Below are 17,821 nucleotides of genomic sequence, written 5' to 3'. Positions count from 1 at the left end.
ATATGAATGATCGAGTTCCTTTATATAAAGGAACTCGTTTTTTATTTCTGCACGGAAAAGAATAGAAATGTACTGAACGCAGGAAAGTATTTACGTTATAATAAAAACGAGCGGTATAAATGAAGCTTGAAAGGAACTGCATATGGCCAGATTCACGATAGGATACAGAACCGTTAAGACAGCTCTCGGTGCAGCAGTGTCCATTTTTCTGGCACAGCTGCTGCAACTGGATTTTTTCGTTTCTGCCGGAATTATTACTATTTTATGTATATCGATAACGAAACGGGATTCCCTGAAAATTTCCGGAGAGCGGATAGTAGCGTGCCTGATCGGGCTGCTTTATGCTACATTAATTTTTGAATTATTAGGCTATCACGCTGTGTCCATTGCCATTCTGTTTTTATTATTCATTCCTTCGGCGGTCAGCGTAGGGGCCAAAAAAGGAATAGTAACATCAGCAGTGCTGATTCTCCATGTCTATACTGTAGGAGAGGCCAGTGCGGCGTTGTGGATAAATGAACTGGCGCTGCTTGGAATCGGGATAGGCGTGGCTCTGATTATGAACTTATACATGCCAAACGCAGAACGCGATCTTCTTTGGGATCAGGTTAAAGTAGAAGACTGTTTCCGTACAATCTGGAAAGAATATGCGAAGTATTTAAAAGAAGGCGATTCCTCCTGGGATGGAAAAGAAATTACTACCGCCTCGACATTATTAAGCGATGGAAAAAGCAAAGCACTCCGCAATATCGATAATCACTATCTTCGATACGATGATTACTTTTATCATTATTTTGCAATGAGGGAAAAACAGTTCGATGTGCTTGAAAGCATTCTTCCTTTTATCTCTACCTTTGGGGATACGGTCATTCAGGGAGAAAAAATGGCTGAATTTATGGAGGAATTAAGCGAAGCGGTCAGTCCGGGAAACACGGCTGGGTATTTTCTGATACGTCTCGATGAATTAAGAGAGGAAATTAAAGAAATGCCGCTGCCGCAGACCAGAGAAGAATTTGAAGTGCGCTCCGGCCTTTTTTATATTCTTCATGAACTAGAAGAGTATTTGACGATTAAAAAAATGTTTAAACCGGATCCGAAGCGGACGCATAACGTATCAGGAAAACGTCTGACGAGAGATTTAAATAAGAAAGGCTCAAAAAAATAAAAACCCGGAAACCCGGGTTTTTATCTTGTGTATACTATTTAGAAAAATGCTGCAGCGCCTGTAAACAGGCTGCCGACGACTAATGTTATAATCATGATGTAAATGATTATTTTCTGGAAATTTTTTGGCACGATTCATCCTCCTGACTCCTATATGTTTTCCCGATTCCAGGCGTCACTCATATGTGCCATCATACCACAGGAAAGAGGACGAATTCCAGCCCTCTTCAATATGGAAAGGAGACTGATTATGCTGAAGCAGCCGCCTCATAAATTAGATCATATTGGTATTGCTGTCCGGTCTATTGAACAGAGCCTGCCATTTTATACAGAGGTTCTGGGACTGGAGCTGCTTGGCACGGAAACGGTAGAAGCGCAGCACGTAAAAGTAGCCTTTCTGGCCCTTGGTGAATCAAAAATTGAGCTTTTGGAACCAACCGGAAGTGAAGGGGCTGTCTTTACGTTTCTTGAAAAAAAAGGAGAGGGCATTCATCATGTAGCCCTCGGCGTAACAAGTGTGGAAGAACGTCTCAAAGAAATAAGAAACGAGGGTATCCGTACTCTGCAGGAACATGCATCTCCCGGAGCAGGCGGGGCGCTTGTAGCTTTTCTGCATCCAGGAGACAGTGGACGGGTGCTGGTGGAACTATGCGACAAATCAAACAAAGAGGACTGATAACAGCTATGGTAAATGAACAGCGGATCGTAGACGAATTTATAGAATTGGTGAAAGTAGACTCTGAAACGAAAAATGAAAAAGAAATTTCCCTCGTGCTGAAAGAAAAATTCACAGCGCTTGGCTGCGATGTTCAAGAAGATAATGCTGCATCCACTACGGAACATGAGGCCGGCAATCTGGTAATCACGCTGCAGGGTACAAAAAAAGACGGCCCCGTTTTATACTTTACCTCCCATATGGATACGGTCGTACCAGGCAGAGGCATTACACCATTTATCGAAGAAGGCTACATTAAAACCGACGGAACGACTATTCTTGGAGCAGACGATAAAGCAGGGATTGCAGCTATGCTGGAAACGATCCGGCAGTTAAAAGAGCAGAATATTGCCCACGCAGATATTCAGTTTATTATTACAGTGGGAGAAGAGTCCGGGCTCGTAGGAGCGAAGGCACTGGATACGAGCCTGTTAAAAGCTGATTACGGCTATGCGCTCGACAGCGACGGCGACGTAGGAAACATTATCGTTGCCGCACCGACACAGGCAAAGATAAAAGCTGTCATTAAAGGAAAAACCGCGCATGCCGGAGTAGCTCCTGAGAAAGGTATTTCCGCTATTACCGTCGCATCCAAAGCGGTGTCCAAAATGCCGCTCGGACGGATTGACGAAGAAACGACCGCAAACATCGGCCGGTTTGAAGGCGGCTCCCAGACTAATATCGTATGCGATGAAGTTTATATTTTAGCGGAAGCTCGTTCACTTGTCAGGGAAAAGCTTGATAAGCAGGCGGCGGAAATGAAAAAGGCCTTTGAGGAAGCAGCGGAAGAAATGGGAGCTGAGGCAGAGGTCGAAATTGATATTATGTACCCAGGCTACAAGCTTTCCGAAGCAGACACCGTTGTCCAAACGGCCCAGCACGGCATCAAAAAGGCCGGCAGAACGCCTGAGCTCTTAACGAGCGGTGGAGGAAGCGATGGCAATATTATAAGCGGCTACGGTATTCCTACAGTTAATTTGGCAGTCGGCTACGAAGAAATTCATACAACAAATGAAAAAATGCCGATAAGCGAACTAGTAAAGATTACGGAAGTAGTACTCTCAATTATTTCACACAGCGTTTCAGAATAATGGAATCTATCAATCATCCGATGTTAATTTTATAGAAATTCAGCCGATATCATAAGTACAACGAGCAAGGGAATGATGGATATGGATATAACCGGACTGCAAAAGCCTGGAAAGTGGGGAGCTGAAGGGATCAGGCCTGCCGCTGATCCATCGGCAAAACCTGCCAAAGCCTTTTCTGACATGCTGCAGAGCTCAGCTAGAGGCCACCACACAGAAAAGCTGGAAAATGTTAAACAGGCTCTTCAAAAGCAGGGGGAATATCTGGCAGAGCACCGCACGCTCGGTGCCCTGCAGAAGTATAAGGATCTGGTCAGGCAGTTCTTAAAAGAAACAGTTGAAACCGGTTTTGAATTCACGGAAGAACATGAATTCTCCAATAGGCGCTCTTTAAAACTCTGGAAGCCGGCGGGGGAGCTCGAAGAAAGTCTGCTTGATCTGTCAAAAGCAGTGTTTGACAAAGAAAAAACCCGGATTGATGTACTGGAACAGGCTGGAATCGTTAAAGGCCTGCTAGTTCATCTTTATGCCTGAGCCAGAGCGCCCTTCAAAAAATAACAGATACGCATATATCTTTACATTTTCCAGGCCGGTTGCTTATTGAAGCAGCCGGCCATTTTTATATTAGAAGGAAATCGTGTTAAAATACTGACAAGGAGGGGTTTTCATGAAAACCCATGTGCTTTTTGTCTGTCTTGGCAATATCTGCCGGTCTCCAATCGCTGAAGCGGTATTTCGTAGCTGTGCAGCTGCAGAAAACCTGGAGAACGCTGTGAAAATCGAGTCCTGCGGGCTGGGAGACTGGCATATCGGGCGCCCGCCCCATGAAAAAACACTGGAAGTATTAAACGAACACCAGATAAATACTTCGGAGCTCAAGGCTTCCTTGTTTGATAAAACGAAGGTATCGAAAGATACGTATATTATCGTGATGGATGATGAGAATGAACAAACGGTACGTTCTCTCATTTCTCCGGACTCTGTAAAAGCAGTACATAAGCTGCTCGACTTCCATCCGGAGATACAAACAGGCACAGATGTACCTGATCCTTATTTCTCGGGTGATTTCTCAGGGGTCTATGATATGATAGAACAAAGCTGTAAGCCATTGCTAAACTGGGTGAGAAAGAGAGAGGGTCTATGAAATCAAAAATAGAACAGGCTGTCCGGACAATAGATAGCGGTCTTTCCATCACAGGTATAGAACCTGTAAGCGGAGGAAGTATCAGTACTGCTTATCGGGCACGGACATCTGAAGGAGATTTTTTTGTAAAGTGGCATGAAGAAGCACCGCAGGATTTTTTCAGGCAGGAAGCAGCCGGACTGGATTTTATAAGAGGAACGGCGGGCTTGTACGTTCCAAAAGTATACACATGGAGCAAGAAGTATATTGTGATGGAATTTGTCTCAGGTGAAAAAAGCAGGCAGGCAGAAGAACGTCTTGGCAGCGGCATTGCAGAACTTCATTCACAAACCGGCAGTTTTTACGGTCTCGAAGAAGACAATTTCATCGGGGAACTGCCTCAGGTGAACGGCTGGGAAGAGGACTGGCTCCTTTTTTTCAGGGAAAAACGTTTGAAACCACAGCTTGATCTGGCTAGATCGATGGGACGATTGACGCTTCAAAGAGAGCGGAATGCATACGATATTATGAGCCGGCTTTCAGAATGGGTTCCTTCCAAAGGTGCCCCTGTAAAAGTACATGGTGATTTATGGGGCGGCAATTGGATCGGAGGTCCCGGCGGGCTGCCGTGCGTGATGGATCCAGCCGTTTTTTATGGTGACAGGGAATTCGATATAGCCTTTACATATCTATTTGGAGGATTCTCAGAGGCATTTTATTCTTCCTATGAATCGGTCTATCCTTTGTCCAAAGAGTTTGAAGATCGCAGACCGTTGTATCAGCTGTATTACCTGCTTGTTCATTTAAATATTTTTGGTGAAACCTACGGTGCTTCTGTCGACCAGGTGCTGCAGCGCTATGCCAGAGTGAATAAATAGTCGGGCATAACCTGTCGTGAAAACAGCTGCTTTTGTATATAGATAAAAATCTCTGCAGGAAGTAAGGATGCAGATACCGACAGCCCCGGAAAACGGGGCTGCTTTTTTATAATCAGGTGCCTCCTGAAAAAGCCTGTGTCAGGTTTATTCCCTTTAAGGGGAGGGAAGATTCAGTACTAGAGGCAATTTGTATTCAAATGAATGGTCCGGGCCTACAACAGTAAAGAGGTGAAGTCATGCTCAATGAATGGAAAAGACTATGGCAGGCAAAGAAGTGGATGCAGAAAAATGAGACTTTTCTGGAAACGTGGCATGCCCACATCGGGCACGCTCTGCATCTATTTGATTACTTTAAAAAGGCCTCGAAGCCGGAAGACGTGGCGGAGGCACATCATCTGGACAACATACTGCTGTCCAGATGGATTGAAGTTGGTCTTTCCCTGGGACATCTGGAGAAAAAGCGAGGGGGCAAAGTTCAGACAGAGAAATCTATTTACAAATACTTATCAAATGAAAGCCCGGATTCTGTCGGGGTTATTTTAAAAGAAATGATGGAGCTGCATGTCCCAACGCTTCTTGCTTATAAAGACTTAATGCGCGGCTATGACAAAGTAACCTATCTTGAAAAAGATTACGGCAAGACAGTAGCAGAAACCTCCGCTTTATTGGAAACGCTGGCATTTCCTAAAGTTATGAGAATAATAAAAAAGAGAAAAGTGAAGTCGATTATTGATATCGGCTGCGGGTATGCCGGTTATTTATACAGGATACACAAACAGAAACCGGACATACAGCTGACAGGTGTTGAAATGCACGGGGAGCTCTATGAAACCGCCAGGCAGAGGTGTAAAGACACCCCGATTACGCTTCACCATGAAGATTTTGGCCAGTATGTGCATATGAAGGCGCGACAGGACATGGTTATGATGAACAACCTGCTTTATTATTTTTCTCCGGGGAAACGGCAGGATGTTTTTGATCATGCTGCAAGAATATTAGCAAAAAAAGGCACGCTTCTTATTATGTCGCCGCTCCATGATTCTAAACACGGAAAGGCATTTTCAACCGCTTTTAACAGCTTCATGTCGGCCCATGAAAACCTGCATCCCCTTCCAAGTGAAAAGGAAATACGTGATATTGGCAGAACAAGCGGCCTGAAGCTTGTATCAGTAGATCCTGTTTTGAAAGAGGGCGGCTGGTACCTGCTCGAGCTTCAAAAAAAATAACAACGCCTGATGTTCCTGTTTCCTTCAGCAGGGACATTCTTTTTATACATATATGATACAGACGCGGCATCCAACAATCGTTTCTGCTTGTATAAAAAAGGGGAACTAAGGTATATTTAGTTGTACAAATGTTGGACAAGACATAAGCCTCATTCATCATACTATTCATCAAAATTCATAAATCAATCAGGATAGTCAAGCAGAGAGGGGCAACGCATTATGGCGGCCAAACACATTATTGTTATAGGAGGAGGCCCCGGAGGTCTTGCAGCAGGAATGCTTCTTCAATCCAAAGGATTTCAGGTAACTGTTCTCGAAAAACAGCCTTATGTAGGAGGCAGGACATCCAGAATTGTACGGGACGGATATGTCTTTGACCGTGGACCGACTTTTCTTAATATGCCGCACATTCTCGAAGAAGCTTTTCAGGAGAGCCGGAAAAACCTTCACGATTATGTCACATTAAAGAAAATCGAGCCGATGTATGAGCTGGTCTTTAATAACATGTCGTTTTTTCCGACTACTGATAAGCAGGAAATGTATAATCGCATCAAACAGCAGTTTCCAGGTGATGAAGAAGGATATTATGCATTTATGGAAGGAACGAAAAAAAGATTCGATAAGCTTATGCCGATTCTTCAGAATACGCACGGCCAGTGGAGGGATTATCTCCGCCTCCGGACATTGAAGGCTGTTCCGCAGCTTGCTTTAGGCAAATCCCTGTATGACGTGCTTTCCGATTATTTCACGGATGAAAGGCTTAAGCTTACGTTTACATTTCAATCCAAATACTTAGGTATGTCTCCGTGGAACTGTCCGGGTGCTTTTAGTATTTTGTCGTATATGGAATACGAATACGGCGTGTTTCATCCGCTGGGAGGGATGAATCAGCTCTCTGAAGCGATGGCACGGGCTATCCGCGAGGACGGTGGTACAATACACACCGGGACCGGAGTGAAGCGTGTAATAGTGGAGAACGGCAGGGCATCGGGAGTTGAGCTGGAGTCCGGAGAAGAGATGCAGGCAGATGAGGTAATTATTAATGCTGACTTCGCGCATGCGGCCTCTACTCTTTTTGAGCAGAAGGACTTAAAAAAATGGAACCAGAAAAAACTGGACAGTATGGAATATTCCTGTTCGACATTTATGCTTTATCTTGGTCTCGATACGACGTATGACGCTCCGCATCATACCATTGTATTTGCCGATGACTATAAGCAGAATGTAGAAGAGATTACAGGCACCAAGCTGCTTTCCAAAGATCCCTCGATTTACGTCCAGAACGGATCGGTAACGGATGAATCTCTTGCTCCGGAAGGGCACTCGGCCCTTTATATTCTTGTACCAGTGCCGAACAACCTGAGCGGAATCAACTGGGAAGACGAAAAAGAACGCTTCCGTGATCTTGCGCTGGATATTCTGGAAAAAAGAACAGCATTCAAAGGAATTAGAGAGCATATTGTTACAGAAATGATCACTACCCCAAAAGACTGGGAGGAGAGTTATTTTGTTTACAACGGTGCCACGTTTAACCTGGCTCATTCGCTTGATCAGATGATGTATTTCCGTCCGCACAATAAGTTCGAAGATATAGAGAACTGCTGGCTGGTCGGTGGAGGCACCCATCCAGGCAGCGGCCTGCCGACCATTATTCAGTCCGCCCGTATTACAGCCGGAGAAATTAAACGCGGGGAAAGACAGGGGAGAAAAGCAGAATGAAAACGATCATTGCCGGAGGAGGCATCGGGGGGCTGGTAACAGCTTTATATCTGTCCCATAATCAGGAAGACGTGTTATTATTAGAGAAAAAGCCATCACTTGGCGGCCGGATAAAATTTGTAGAAGAAGCCGGGTTTAAAATTGACGAAGGCCCGACGATAGTTCTGCTGCCGGAAGTCATTTTGTCGATTCTGGAAGAGGCAGGGGTGGATAGAGACAAAATTCCGATGAAACGTCTCGATCCTTTGTACACGATGCATTTTCGAAACGGCCCCTCCTTTACAAAATGGAGCGACACGCAAAAACAGCTGGAAGAAATCACCCGCTGCTTTCCAGGAGAAGAAGAACATTACCTGCAGTTTATGCATGATATGAAAGGCCGCTTTGAATCAGGAAAAGCCGCTTTTCTGGAAAATAGCTTTTACAGGAAGCGGACGTTTTTTACAAAGGAAAACATGAGCTCATTAGTAAAAATGAAGGCTTATCAAAATGTAAAAAAACAATCAGAGCAGTATTTCAGCCATCCTATGCTGCAGCAGGCCTTTCAATTTCAAACGCTGTACATCGGAGGACACCCTTCCCATTCTCCCGCTCTTTATTCACTTGTCACCTTCAGCGAGCATTTTCACGGGGTCTGGTATATCGAAGGAGGGTACGCCAGCTTAATTACCGTACTGGAGAAAGAGCTTAGGGAACGAGGCGTGGAGATCAGGCTTAATGAAGAAGTGCTGCAGGTGGACTATACAGAAGACCGCCAGTTCGAGTCGGTGCTTACGCCATCCGGCCGTATGAAAGCGGACCAGCTGGTATTAAACGGTGACTTTCCTAAAGCCAAACAGCTGATCAGCAAACAAAAAGAAACTTCGTATAAAGCGTCATCAGGCTGCCTGCTTATTTATCTGGGAGTCGATAAAATATATAAAGAAGAAGGGGTTCATCAATTCTTTATGGGAGGAAATCTGGATGAACATATGGAAGATGTATTCAGACGAAAACAGCTCCATGACGATCCTTCTATTTATGTATTTAATCCTACCATTATGGATGATTCCCTGGCCCCCTCCGGACAGAGCGTTCTGTACATGCTGATTCCCGTTCCTTCGGGAACAGACAGTACCTTTTGGGAAAATAAAGAGGAATACGCAGATAAAATGATAGAATTAGTGGAAGCCCGCGGCTATGAAGGGCTGAGCAGCCATATTGTCTGGAAAAAAGTCCGCACGCCTGATCAGGCAGAAGCGGATGGTTTGTATAAAGGCGGGAGTTTCGGCATTCAGCCTACCCTGGGGCAGTCAGCCGTATTCCGCCCCCAGCTGAAGCCCTTTAAGGCGGACAACATTTATGCAGTAGGTGCGTCCGTACATCCTGGCGGAGGCGTGCCGATTGTAATGCAGGGAGCCCGGCTGCTGGCCCAGCATTTGAGACATTCATAAAATTAATTATTGGAAAAGCTAAAGGAGGAACAGTGATGATACCTCTGGAGAAAGCATACTCTGACTGCCACCAGATTATCTTAAAAAACAGCAAAACTTTTGCAAAAGCATTTGATTTACTGCCGGAGAAAAAACGGCGGGCGGTGTGGGCGGTCTATGCTTTCTGCCGTACGGCGGATGACATAGTAGACGAAGGAACAAATAAAGAAAAAGAATGGAAGATTTTCCGGGACGAGCTTATCCAATTTTTTGAAGGGAACTGGGATCGTAGTTCTTCATTATGGACAGCGCTGAACGACGTTTTTACCCAGTTTCCGATGGAAAGGTACCCATTTTTGGACATGCTGGAAGGCCAGCACTGGGACCTGGTGAAAACGAGGTATAAAACGCTGGAAGAAGTAGAAACATACGGTTATTATGTAGCCGGAACGGTAGGGTTGATGCTTCTCCCTATTCTATCGCCGCAGGGATTTGATCATTTAAAGCAGGGAGCCGTATCACTCGGCACAGCTATGCAGTTAACGAATATTCTTCGGGACATCGGAGAGGATCTTTATTTAAACCGCATATATTTTCCTGAAGATATTATGAAAAAGCATCATTATTCATCGGAGCAGCTGCAAAACAAAGAAAAAACACCTTCTTTTATTCAGGCATGGGAAGAAGTGGCTGTCCGGGCAGAAGATTTGTATAAAGAAGGACTTATCTCTATAGAGGAGTATCCGGAAGATGCCCGCTTTCCTGTCAAAGCTTCAGCATACATGTACTGGGCTATTCTTCATGCGGCACGAAAAAACGAATACAACGTATTTCAACAGCGGATGGTCGTTTCAAATGACGACAAGAAAAATATACTAAAAACGATCTCCGGCTGACTGCCCTGGAGATCGTTTTTATTTTTAAGAATAATCAAGCAGAATGCCGTCTTTTTTTAAAATGGTTCTGGCTGTTTCTCTGCCGCTTAGTACGACCATCGGCGAGCCGCCTCCGGGATGGGTGGAGCCGCCTGTGAAGGATAGATTGGAAATATCAGCGGGTTCGTTATACGCCCTTAAAAAAGCATCGCGTCTTTTGTTGGAGGCTGCACCGTAGATAGACCCCCGAAAAGCGTAATATTCATCGGCCATGTCAGCTGGAGTGACTATTTTTTCATGCACGAGATGCGGACGGATAAAAAGACCCTTTTCTTCGAGGAGATCATAAATAGTGTCTCTATAAGCGGCCTGTTCTGAAATGGTCAGCTCTCCTCCCGGAAGTGATGGAGCATTGACCAGGATAAATAAATTGTCTCCTTCAGGAGAAACAGAAGGATCTGTGTAGGAAGAATTGCTGATATAAATTGTCGGTTCCCCCGCGTAGCGGTTAAGCGTAAACAGCTCATGAAACTCTTTTTTGTAATCGGAACTGAAAAATACCTGATGATGCTTCAGCAGAGGCAGCCTTGTATCCAGACCAGCCATAATAACAAAAGCGGAGATGGAGGCTTCTGTACGTTCAGCTTTCCGGTTCGTAAAGCGTGGACGTAAGCTTTCATCTACTAAAGATGGGAACTGCGTAAGCAGATCACCGTTCAATACAATATGGTCAGCCGCTGTGATTCCGTCATTTGTACGGATACCTGCAGCCCGCTGCTGTTCCACTATAATTTCTGTCACCTCTGTATTTTTATAAAAGCGCACACCCAGGTCTTTGGCAGCTTTTTCGAGACCGGATGCAATAGCGGTATTTCCGCCTGTCGTATAGTACACTCCATCCGCCCACTCCAGGTAGCTGATTAAGGAAAATGTAGCGGGAGCCTGGTAGGGCGAAGATCCGATGTAGGTAGCATAGCGGTCAAACAGCTGCTGCAGACGAGGGTCGTCAAATGCCGCAGCATGAAAATGATGCATCGTTTGCAGAGGCTTTACTTTTAAAAGGGCACGAAACAAGCCGGGCGACAAATAATCAGCGGGGGACCGGAATGTTCTCGGGAAAAAAGTAGACGACGCTGTATGATATAAGGCGGCGGTCCGCTGCATGTACTTTTTGAACTGTTCAGCATCTTTCTGCCCGGCAAAACGACTAATCGCCTGGGCGGATTCCTCTACGCTGTCCTCCGAATCAAGCAGGCTTCCATTTGAAAAATGATGACGTGTATGTTTGGATAACCGTTTAAACTGAAAATAGTCGGATGGGGTCAGGCCGGCGAGCTCGAGCACATGATTAAACACCCAGGGCATCGTAATAGTGTTCGGCCCGAAATCAAACGTGTGGGTTCCAAGCTTATAAGAGCGCAGTTTGCCGCCGGCCGTGCTGTTTTTTTCATAAACCGATACGTCGTGTCCATGCGCTGCAAGCAGAACCGCACAGGAGAGTCCGCCCAGCCCGGCACCGATAATAATAGATTTTGTCATTGGTAGGTTCTTCCTTTCCACGTATAGCCTTTTTGTCTTACGGTAAGATAGATAGAATAGAAGAGAACAGCAATAAGAGAAATGGCAGAAAAAGGCATAAACAGACAGAGCCATTTTTTCTGGCGGAACCTAATATCTACATACCATTTTATAAAAATGATGAATAGAAAAGGCAGGCAGAATATCCAGCTGGAAGTGACAGCTCCGTAAATGAAAAGCGGAAGCGGAAAAATAAAAAATATCGTATAAAAAATAGTAAGCATAGCGGCTAGAAAATAGGACCTGCCGATCCCGGGGAATATATTTTTGCCAAATCCCTCCCATACGTCCCGGCTCGTTTCGTACATATAGCAGGTAACGTATTCGGTAATATTCATGAGAAGGCTCCGATGTCCATGTGATTTAAACTGCCGGGCCAGTGCTACATCGTCTACAATCGCCCCTTTAACCGAGGCGTGGCCGCCTATTTGTTTATAAGCCGCATGTTCGGCAAATATAAACGCGCCGTGGGCTGCGGTGAAAATAGGACGTGTCGTACAATTTGCCGGCAGAAGCGGGAGGTGGAGGGCGATTACAAAATGCTGCATCGGCACAAGCAGGGAGGCAAGAATGCCGGAAACCGGGAATTTCGGAAAGCCGGTCAACAGCTTGGCCCGGCGCGCTCGTGCTGTTTCCTGAAAAACAGCAATGGCTTCAGGCGCGAGGCGCACGTCCGCATCAATAAAACATAAATAATCCGTTTCTGCTTTTTCGGCAAGCTGGTGGCAGGCAAAGTTTTTACCGGTCCACCCGGGCGGCAGGGGCCTGCCGTTTAACACGTCAGCCTCTTTCCAATCAGCCGTATGAGTGCGGAGCAGCGATAACGTGGCGTCTTCTGAGCTGTCATCCAAAAAAAGAAAGCGGACGCGGTCAGATTCCAGCTTCTTTAAGTTTCGGATAAGTGCCTCCGCATTTTTTTCCTCATTTCTTAAAGGTACAAGCACAGTAACGGTTTCCCAGGCCGCAGTTTCCGGTCTGAAGGAAGGCCGCGGCATAAATAATAAATTCAAAATAAGCCACAGCGAAAATAAAACGAGCAGGGCAGTGTAAAGCATAATCATAAATGTCATCTCCTCACTGACGGGAGCGGCCGAATATTTTCTGAAAGGATTCGCTTACTGTCGATTTTCCTTTTAACAAAGAAACAAACGATTCCAGCTGCTTTTCTTCCACTACATCTGCTGCCAGCCGGTCCAGCTGACTGGTCAGCCGGTGTTCCAGATGTGCCGTAATTTCCGGATAGGACGAGCCGCTGGTTCCGCTGTCCAGGTAGAACGGCTTTCCGGTTTCAATGAACAAATACGGTGTTTGTTTATGAAAGTAGCTGTAATAAAGCGAAACAGGTATAATAGGGATTTGCTCGTTGCCTGAAATAATTCTGGCGATGCCGGAAGAAAAGGCAAGCGGCCTTTTTTCAAGATGTTCTTCTTTCCCCTGAGGGAAAATCCAGACGGCGTTATTGCCCTGCAGTTTGTCTTTGGCATATTGAAGAGAGCGGAGCATATGTCTTCCGCTCGACCGGTCTATGGAAAAAGCACCGAGCCGCCGGAAAAACGGAAACTGCCTGAGTCCTTCCTCATCGATCATAGCGAAAGCATTTTTTTTGAAGTGAGCCCGGTTTATGTAGTGCAGCACGAGCCCGTCCCACCAGTTGCTGTGATTGGCGTAAAATAAAACGGGACCGGATGGTACTGTCTCGGCTTCTCTGTATAATAATTGGTAAAAATGTTTTTTTAACAGCCGTCTGTTATAGTAATAAAATAAAAAATCCAGAACGCTGCTTTTGGAAGCTTCCTGCATAGTGTTAGCGCTCCTTTTCTTCAGCTGGCCTATGCCCATTAAAATTAGAGGACGCTGATAAAATGATAGAAAAAAAATGGATTGTGTTTATCTGTCTAAGCGGCATAGCTGCTTTTATTATTTTAGCACAGGATGTGGCTGGAGGAACATCGACAGCCTGGGAACAATCAATAATAGATGCAGTGAGGATCTGGACGAATCCCTTTATGATAGAAGTGTTTAAATTCATTACGTCGCTCGCCAGCGTTATTTTTACAACAGCGCTGACTACTTTTTTAACGATCCTGTTCTGGGTCCGTAAAAAATGGAAAAAAGGCTGGATTGTCGCAATTGCGGTCGGCGGAAGCGGCGCCATTAATTTTGCCCTGAAAAGTTATTTTTACAGAGACAGGCCGTCTGTTAATCAGCTCATTGAGGCAGATGGATACAGCTTTCCGAGCGGACACGCGATGAATGCCCTTGTAATGTATGGAATGATCGCTTTAATCCTGGTACTCGCTGTTGAAAATGCGGGGGTCAAAGCGGCCGTTATCGCAGCTTCGGCTTTACTTATTGTACTGATTGGGCTGAGCCGCATTTATTTAGGGGTGCATTACCCGGGTGATGTGATGGGTGGCTTTATAGTCGCTTCCATGTGGCTGCTGATTACAGGCTCATGGTACATAAAAACACACCTGGGAGAACCCCTGCCGGAATCCAGATTAAGAACAAATAATTAAGGGTATAGCGAATTAAGAGTATTCACACTATGAAGATGAGGTGGAAATATGTTCAAAAAATTATTTGGAAGTAAAAGTGAACCGAAAGAAGTTATGATTAAGGCACCTGCTACAGGACGGTTTGTAGATTTAAAAGATGTGCCTGATCCAACGTTTTCAGAAAAAATGATGGGTGAAGGATTTGCCGTAGAACCATCCGAGGGAAGAATAGTATCCCCTGTCAAAGGAAAGATCGTGCAGGTGTTTCCTACAAAACACGCAGTAGGGATTAAGTCCGATGAAGGCCTTGATGTCCTGATTCATATTGGACTGGAGACGGTTGCCTTGAATGGGGAGGGGTTCACAACGCATGTTTCAGAAGGCGACAAAGTAAATCCGGGAGATCTTCTCGTAGAATTTACGCTTGCTGATATTAAAGAGAAAGCCAAAAGCCTGATCACTCCTGTCGTATTTACTGAAGGGGACCAGATACAGGATATTAAATCACATGAACAAACCGACGTAACAGCCGGTGAGACCGATATGGCCACCGTTACAGTAAAAGGTTAACAAAACGAATAAACAATATAGATCAAAAAGAGACAGATCCATATAAATGGACTGTTTCTTTTTTTTAGATGTGCAGGTGTATTCTTTTTTATACGGAATTTTAGTTAACGGACAGGGATAAAAAAACAAAGCTTTAGTCTTCAGCCTGGTTAAAATAAAAAATGATAAATACAAATACCGTCAAACTATGTATGATAGAGAAAGAACGAGCAGGCAGGTGAGGGAATGAATAAAAAGAATATCACCCTTATAATCATCGGATTGGCGGCAGCTGCGGTTTTGTATATTATTATCAGCGGCAGCGCAAAACAGGTAGGATCGGAGCCTGGGGACCGGGCACCGGATTTTTCTCTTCCTTCCTATGGAAGTGACGAAGAGACGGCGCTTAGCGATTACGGGGACAGCCTGGTAGTGCTGAATATGTGGGCCTCCTGGTGCGAACCATGCGTGCGGGAACTTCCCGCCCTTCTGGAAATTCATGAGAATTATAATGAAGAAGGGGTCGAGGTTATTACTATGAACATGAATTCCTATGAGCGTACGCAGGAGGAAGCTGAAGCGTTCGCAGCGGAATTCAATCTTACCCGTACTCCTTCGGCTATTGATATGGAGGGGGATGTGGCAGATGCCTATCAGCTTCAATATCTTCCTACTACAGTGATTATCGATAGAGACGGTATTATTATTGAAAAAATAGCTGGAGAAATTACATACGAGCGTATGGAACAAATTATTGAGGAAAACATTTAAGGAGGCACCACATGGATTTTACAGAAAAGACTATTTCAGGAGAAAGAATATACAGCGGCAAGGTTATTAACGTAGATGTAGAAGAAGTAGGCCTTCCCAACGGAAAAACGAGCAAAAGAGAGCTTGTACGCCACCCCGGAGCGGTGGCCGTAATTGCTGTTACAAAGGAAAATAATATTGTTATGGTGCGCCAGTACCGTAAAGCACTTGAAAAAGAAATTCTGGAGATCCCGGCAGGTAAAATGGAAGCAGGGGAAGAACCACACGTTACGGCAGGGCGTGAGCTCGAAGAGGAAACCGGGTATAAGCCGCTGGCCCTGAAAAAAATTGCCTCTTTTTATACGGCGCCCGGCTTCTGTGATGAACTGGTTCATCTTTACGAAGCAGACATTGATAAACCGGGACGTCCATTTACCGACGAAGATGAATTTGTTCAGGTTGAAGAAATTTCCTTACAAGAAGCGGAAGAGGCTGTGCAGCAGAATCTAATACATGATGCGAAAACAATGTATGCTGTGCAGTATTTGAGATTGAGAATCAATGAACAATAACAGCTTTTTCAGTTAATAATTATTATAAAGTGGTATTAATTATCATTATTAATTGACACTCCTCTTTAGCATTATTATAATGTGAATATAGATTGATTGAGAAGGAGGAGGATAAAATGGAACAGCGTATTGACCGGATCAAAAATCAGCTCCATTCCAAAAGCTATAAATTAACTCCTCAACGGGAAGCGACGGTTCGTGTGCTGCTTGAAAATGAGGAAGATCACCTCAGTGCAGAAGATGTATACTTACTCGTAAAAGAAAAAGCTCCGGAAATCGGTCTTGCTACCGTGTACCGCACGCTTGAGCTGTTAAACGAACTTGAAATTGTAGATAAAATAAATTTTGGGGACGGCGTTTCCCGATATGACCTTCGAAAAGAGGGAGCTGCACATTTTCATCACCATCTCGTCTGTATTGAATGCGGAACGGTAGATGAAATTCAGGATGATCTGCTTGGAGAAGTAGAAAAAGTGGTCGAAAAAGACTGGAACTTCAAAATTAAAGACCACCGCCTGACCTTTCACGGCGTGTGCCACCGCTGCCAGAACGCTGGAGAGGAATCAGAGGCAGAGAAAAAACCTAAAAAGAGAAATCAAGTAAAAGTACGTTAAACCTTTTCAGAAATGAGAAGGTTTTTTATTTTGCAGTATTGTTAGAAAAATAGAACTTTTTAGAAGTTGAAATTCATGAAGGGATAAGGATGATGACGCTTTATTGCTTGTGTTATGATATGCCTGTACGATTCGTAAATGGAAGGAAGGCGGACCTGAGGTGAAGATGGATATCATGGATTTTCTGCATTACTGCCAGGTGGAAAAGGGACTGTCACAAAATACGGTTCAATCCTATCAAAGGGATTTAAAGCATTACATAGTAAGCCTGGAAAAAGCGGGTGTCTCTAAAACCGCCGATGTGGAAAGGCGGCATATACTGGACTATCTTCATGCAAAAAAAGAAGAAGGGCGCACCACCGCAACATTATCAAGATATTTATCAACGATCCGCGCCTATCATCAATTTGCTCTAAGAGACGGAAAAACAACAAAAGACCCTTCAGAGCTTATTGAAACGCCGAAAAAAAGCAGAAAGCTTCCTTCTGTCCTTACCTCTCAGGAAGTAGACCGCCTTCTGGAAGCTTCGAAGGGGACGACGGCTTTTTCACGAAGAAATCACGCGATGCTGGAGCTGATGTATGCGACCGGCCTCCGCGTAACGGAGCTGTGTGAACTTAAAAGCGGAGATGTTCATCTGGAAATGGGCTTCGTGCAGTGCCTGGGGAAAGGGAACAAGGAGCGGATTGTACCACTTGGAAAAGTGGCAGCGGAAGCCGTAGAAACCTACGCAGGAAACGGCCGTTTCGAACTGATGAAGCAAAAGCGGCACGATACTCTTTTTGTTAATCATCACGGAAATCCACTATCGAGACAGGGGTTCTGGAAAATATTAAAAGGCGCAGCGGAAAAGGCCGGAATTGAAAAGCCGCTTACTCCCCATACGCTCAGGCATTCCTTTGCTACTCATCTCCTTGAAAACGGGGCTGATTTAAGAGCGGTACAGGAAATGCTTGGGCACACAGATATTTCCACTACACAAATATATACCCACGTATCAACCCATAAACTCAAGGATGTATATTTACATTATCATCCAAGAGCATAAAAAGGAGACTTA

Annotated in this window: 20 protein-coding genes; 16 read left to right on the top strand and 4 right to left on the bottom strand. The window is 44.9% G+C overall.

Going from position 1 to position 17,821, the window contains the following annotated elements; translation table 11 throughout:
- Positions 1-142 precede the first annotated feature (142 nt).
- Positions 143-1,165: an aromatic acid exporter family protein gene (locus ATL39_RS10550; RefSeq protein WP_120193327.1), complete on the top strand. Its 1,023-nt coding sequence runs from the start codon at positions 143-145 to the stop codon at positions 1,163-1,165.
- Between the two features lie 38 nt (positions 1,166-1,203).
- Here the strand turns inward: ATL39_RS10550 and prli42 are convergent, their stop codons facing one another.
- Complete coding sequence (gene prli42, locus ATL39_RS17430) at positions 1,204-1,296, bottom strand: stressosome-associated protein Prli42 (RefSeq protein WP_170146907.1); 93 nt, start codon at positions 1,294-1,296, stop codon at positions 1,204-1,206.
- A 118-nt stretch (positions 1,297-1,414) separates the two neighbouring features.
- Here prli42 and mce point away from each other — a divergent pair, with 118 nt between their 5' ends.
- The 9 genes from mce to ATL39_RS10505 all read left to right on the top strand — a co-directional run bounded on the left by mce (position 1,415) and on the right by ATL39_RS10505 (position 10,221).
- Complete coding sequence (gene mce / locus ATL39_RS10545) at positions 1,415-1,840, top strand: methylmalonyl-CoA epimerase (RefSeq protein WP_120193326.1); 426 nt, start codon at positions 1,415-1,417, stop codon at positions 1,838-1,840.
- Between the two features lie 8 nt (positions 1,841-1,848).
- On the top strand, positions 1,849-2,970 hold the full coding sequence (locus ATL39_RS10540) for a M20/M25/M40 family metallo-hydrolase (RefSeq protein WP_120193325.1): 1,122 nt from the start codon (positions 1,849-1,851) through the stop codon (positions 2,968-2,970).
- A gap of 72 nt (positions 2,971-3,042) precedes the next feature.
- Positions 3,043-3,501 carry a YaaR family protein gene (locus tag ATL39_RS10535; protein WP_120193324.1) on the top strand — a complete coding sequence of 153 codons (459 nt, stop codon included), beginning with the start codon at positions 3,043-3,045 and terminating at the stop codon, positions 3,499-3,501.
- Positions 3,502-3,634: 133 nt separating this feature from the next.
- Complete coding sequence (locus ATL39_RS10530; RefSeq protein ID WP_120193323.1) at positions 3,635-4,111, top strand: low molecular weight protein-tyrosine-phosphatase; 477 nt, start codon at positions 3,635-3,637, stop codon at positions 4,109-4,111.
- A complete protein-coding gene (locus ATL39_RS10525) occupies positions 4,108-4,968 on the top strand; it encodes a fructosamine kinase family protein (protein WP_120193322.1) in 861 nt (286 codons plus the stop codon). The genes ATL39_RS10530 and ATL39_RS10525 overlap by 4 nt, the downstream gene beginning before the upstream one ends.
- A gap of 236 nt (positions 4,969-5,204) precedes the next feature.
- Positions 5,205-6,194: a class I SAM-dependent methyltransferase gene (locus tag ATL39_RS10520; RefSeq protein WP_120193321.1), complete on the top strand. Its 990-nt coding sequence runs from the start codon at positions 5,205-5,207 to the stop codon at positions 6,192-6,194.
- Positions 6,195-6,413: 219 nt separating this feature from the next.
- Entirely contained in the window at positions 6,414-7,913 is a 1,500-nt protein-coding gene (locus ATL39_RS10515; RefSeq protein WP_120193320.1) for a phytoene desaturase family protein, read from the top strand.
- Entirely contained in the window at positions 7,910-9,346 is a 1,437-nt protein-coding gene (locus ATL39_RS10510; protein ID WP_120193319.1) for a phytoene desaturase family protein, read from the top strand. Before ATL39_RS10515 ends, ATL39_RS10510 begins: the two co-directional genes overlap by 4 nt.
- Before the next feature lie 35 nt (positions 9,347-9,381).
- Positions 9,382-10,221, top strand: a complete 840-nt coding sequence (locus ATL39_RS10505; protein ID WP_120193318.1) for a phytoene/squalene synthase family protein — start codon at positions 9,382-9,384, stop codon at positions 10,219-10,221.
- A gap of 24 nt (positions 10,222-10,245) precedes the next feature.
- Here ATL39_RS10505 and ATL39_RS10500 read toward each other — a convergent pair whose 3' ends face one another.
- The 3 genes from ATL39_RS10500 to ATL39_RS10490 are packed head-to-tail and all read right to left on the bottom strand — an operon-like array spanning position 10,246 to position 13,578.
- Positions 10,246-11,739: a phytoene desaturase family protein gene (locus ATL39_RS10500; RefSeq protein WP_120193317.1), complete on the bottom strand. Its 1,494-nt coding sequence runs from the start codon at positions 11,737-11,739 to the stop codon at positions 10,246-10,248.
- Positions 11,736-12,839: a glycosyltransferase family 2 protein gene (locus ATL39_RS10495; RefSeq protein WP_170146906.1), complete on the bottom strand. Its 1,104-nt coding sequence runs from the start codon at positions 12,837-12,839 to the stop codon at positions 11,736-11,738. Before ATL39_RS10495 ends, ATL39_RS10500 begins: the two co-directional genes overlap by 4 nt.
- Before the next feature lie 13 nt (positions 12,840-12,852).
- A complete protein-coding gene (locus ATL39_RS10490) occupies positions 12,853-13,578 on the bottom strand; it encodes a lysophospholipid acyltransferase family protein (protein ID WP_170146905.1) in 726 nt (241 codons plus the stop codon).
- A gap of 62 nt (positions 13,579-13,640) precedes the next feature.
- Between ATL39_RS10490 and ATL39_RS10485 the strand changes: the two genes are divergently transcribed.
- The 6 genes from ATL39_RS10485 (at position 13,641) to xerD (ending at position 17,809) form a co-directional block, all read left to right on the top strand.
- Positions 13,641-14,297: a phosphatase PAP2 family protein gene (locus tag ATL39_RS10485; RefSeq protein WP_120193314.1), complete on the top strand. Its 657-nt coding sequence runs from the start codon at positions 13,641-13,643 to the stop codon at positions 14,295-14,297.
- Between the two features lie 48 nt (positions 14,298-14,345).
- Positions 14,346-14,846: a PTS sugar transporter subunit IIA gene (locus tag ATL39_RS10480; protein WP_120193313.1), complete on the top strand. Its 501-nt coding sequence runs from the start codon at positions 14,346-14,348 to the stop codon at positions 14,844-14,846.
- A gap of 225 nt (positions 14,847-15,071) precedes the next feature.
- Positions 15,072-15,596, top strand: a complete 525-nt coding sequence (locus ATL39_RS10475; protein ID WP_120193312.1) for a TlpA family protein disulfide reductase — start codon at positions 15,072-15,074, stop codon at positions 15,594-15,596.
- Between the two features lie 11 nt (positions 15,597-15,607).
- Positions 15,608-16,147 (top strand): NUDIX hydrolase, encoded by a 540-nt coding sequence (locus ATL39_RS10470; protein WP_120193311.1) that lies wholly within the window; start codon positions 15,608-15,610, stop codon positions 16,145-16,147.
- Positions 16,148-16,263: 116 nt separating this feature from the next.
- Entirely contained in the window at positions 16,264-16,761 is a 498-nt protein-coding gene (fur, locus tag ATL39_RS10465) for a ferric iron uptake transcriptional regulator (protein WP_120193310.1), read from the top strand.
- Between the two features lie 160 nt (positions 16,762-16,921).
- Entirely contained in the window at positions 16,922-17,809 is an 888-nt protein-coding gene (xerD, locus tag ATL39_RS10460; protein ID WP_120193309.1) for a site-specific tyrosine recombinase XerD, read from the top strand.
- Positions 17,810-17,821 lie beyond the last annotated feature (12 nt).

This window comes from Sinobaca qinghaiensis (genome assembly GCF_003610495.1).
GTDB classification, from domain to species: Bacteria; Bacillota; Bacilli; order Bacillales; family Marinococcaceae; genus Sinobaca; species Sinobaca qinghaiensis.
Note: the sequence above shows the minus strand (reverse complement) of the source record. Positions and strands in the feature narration are given on the sequence as shown.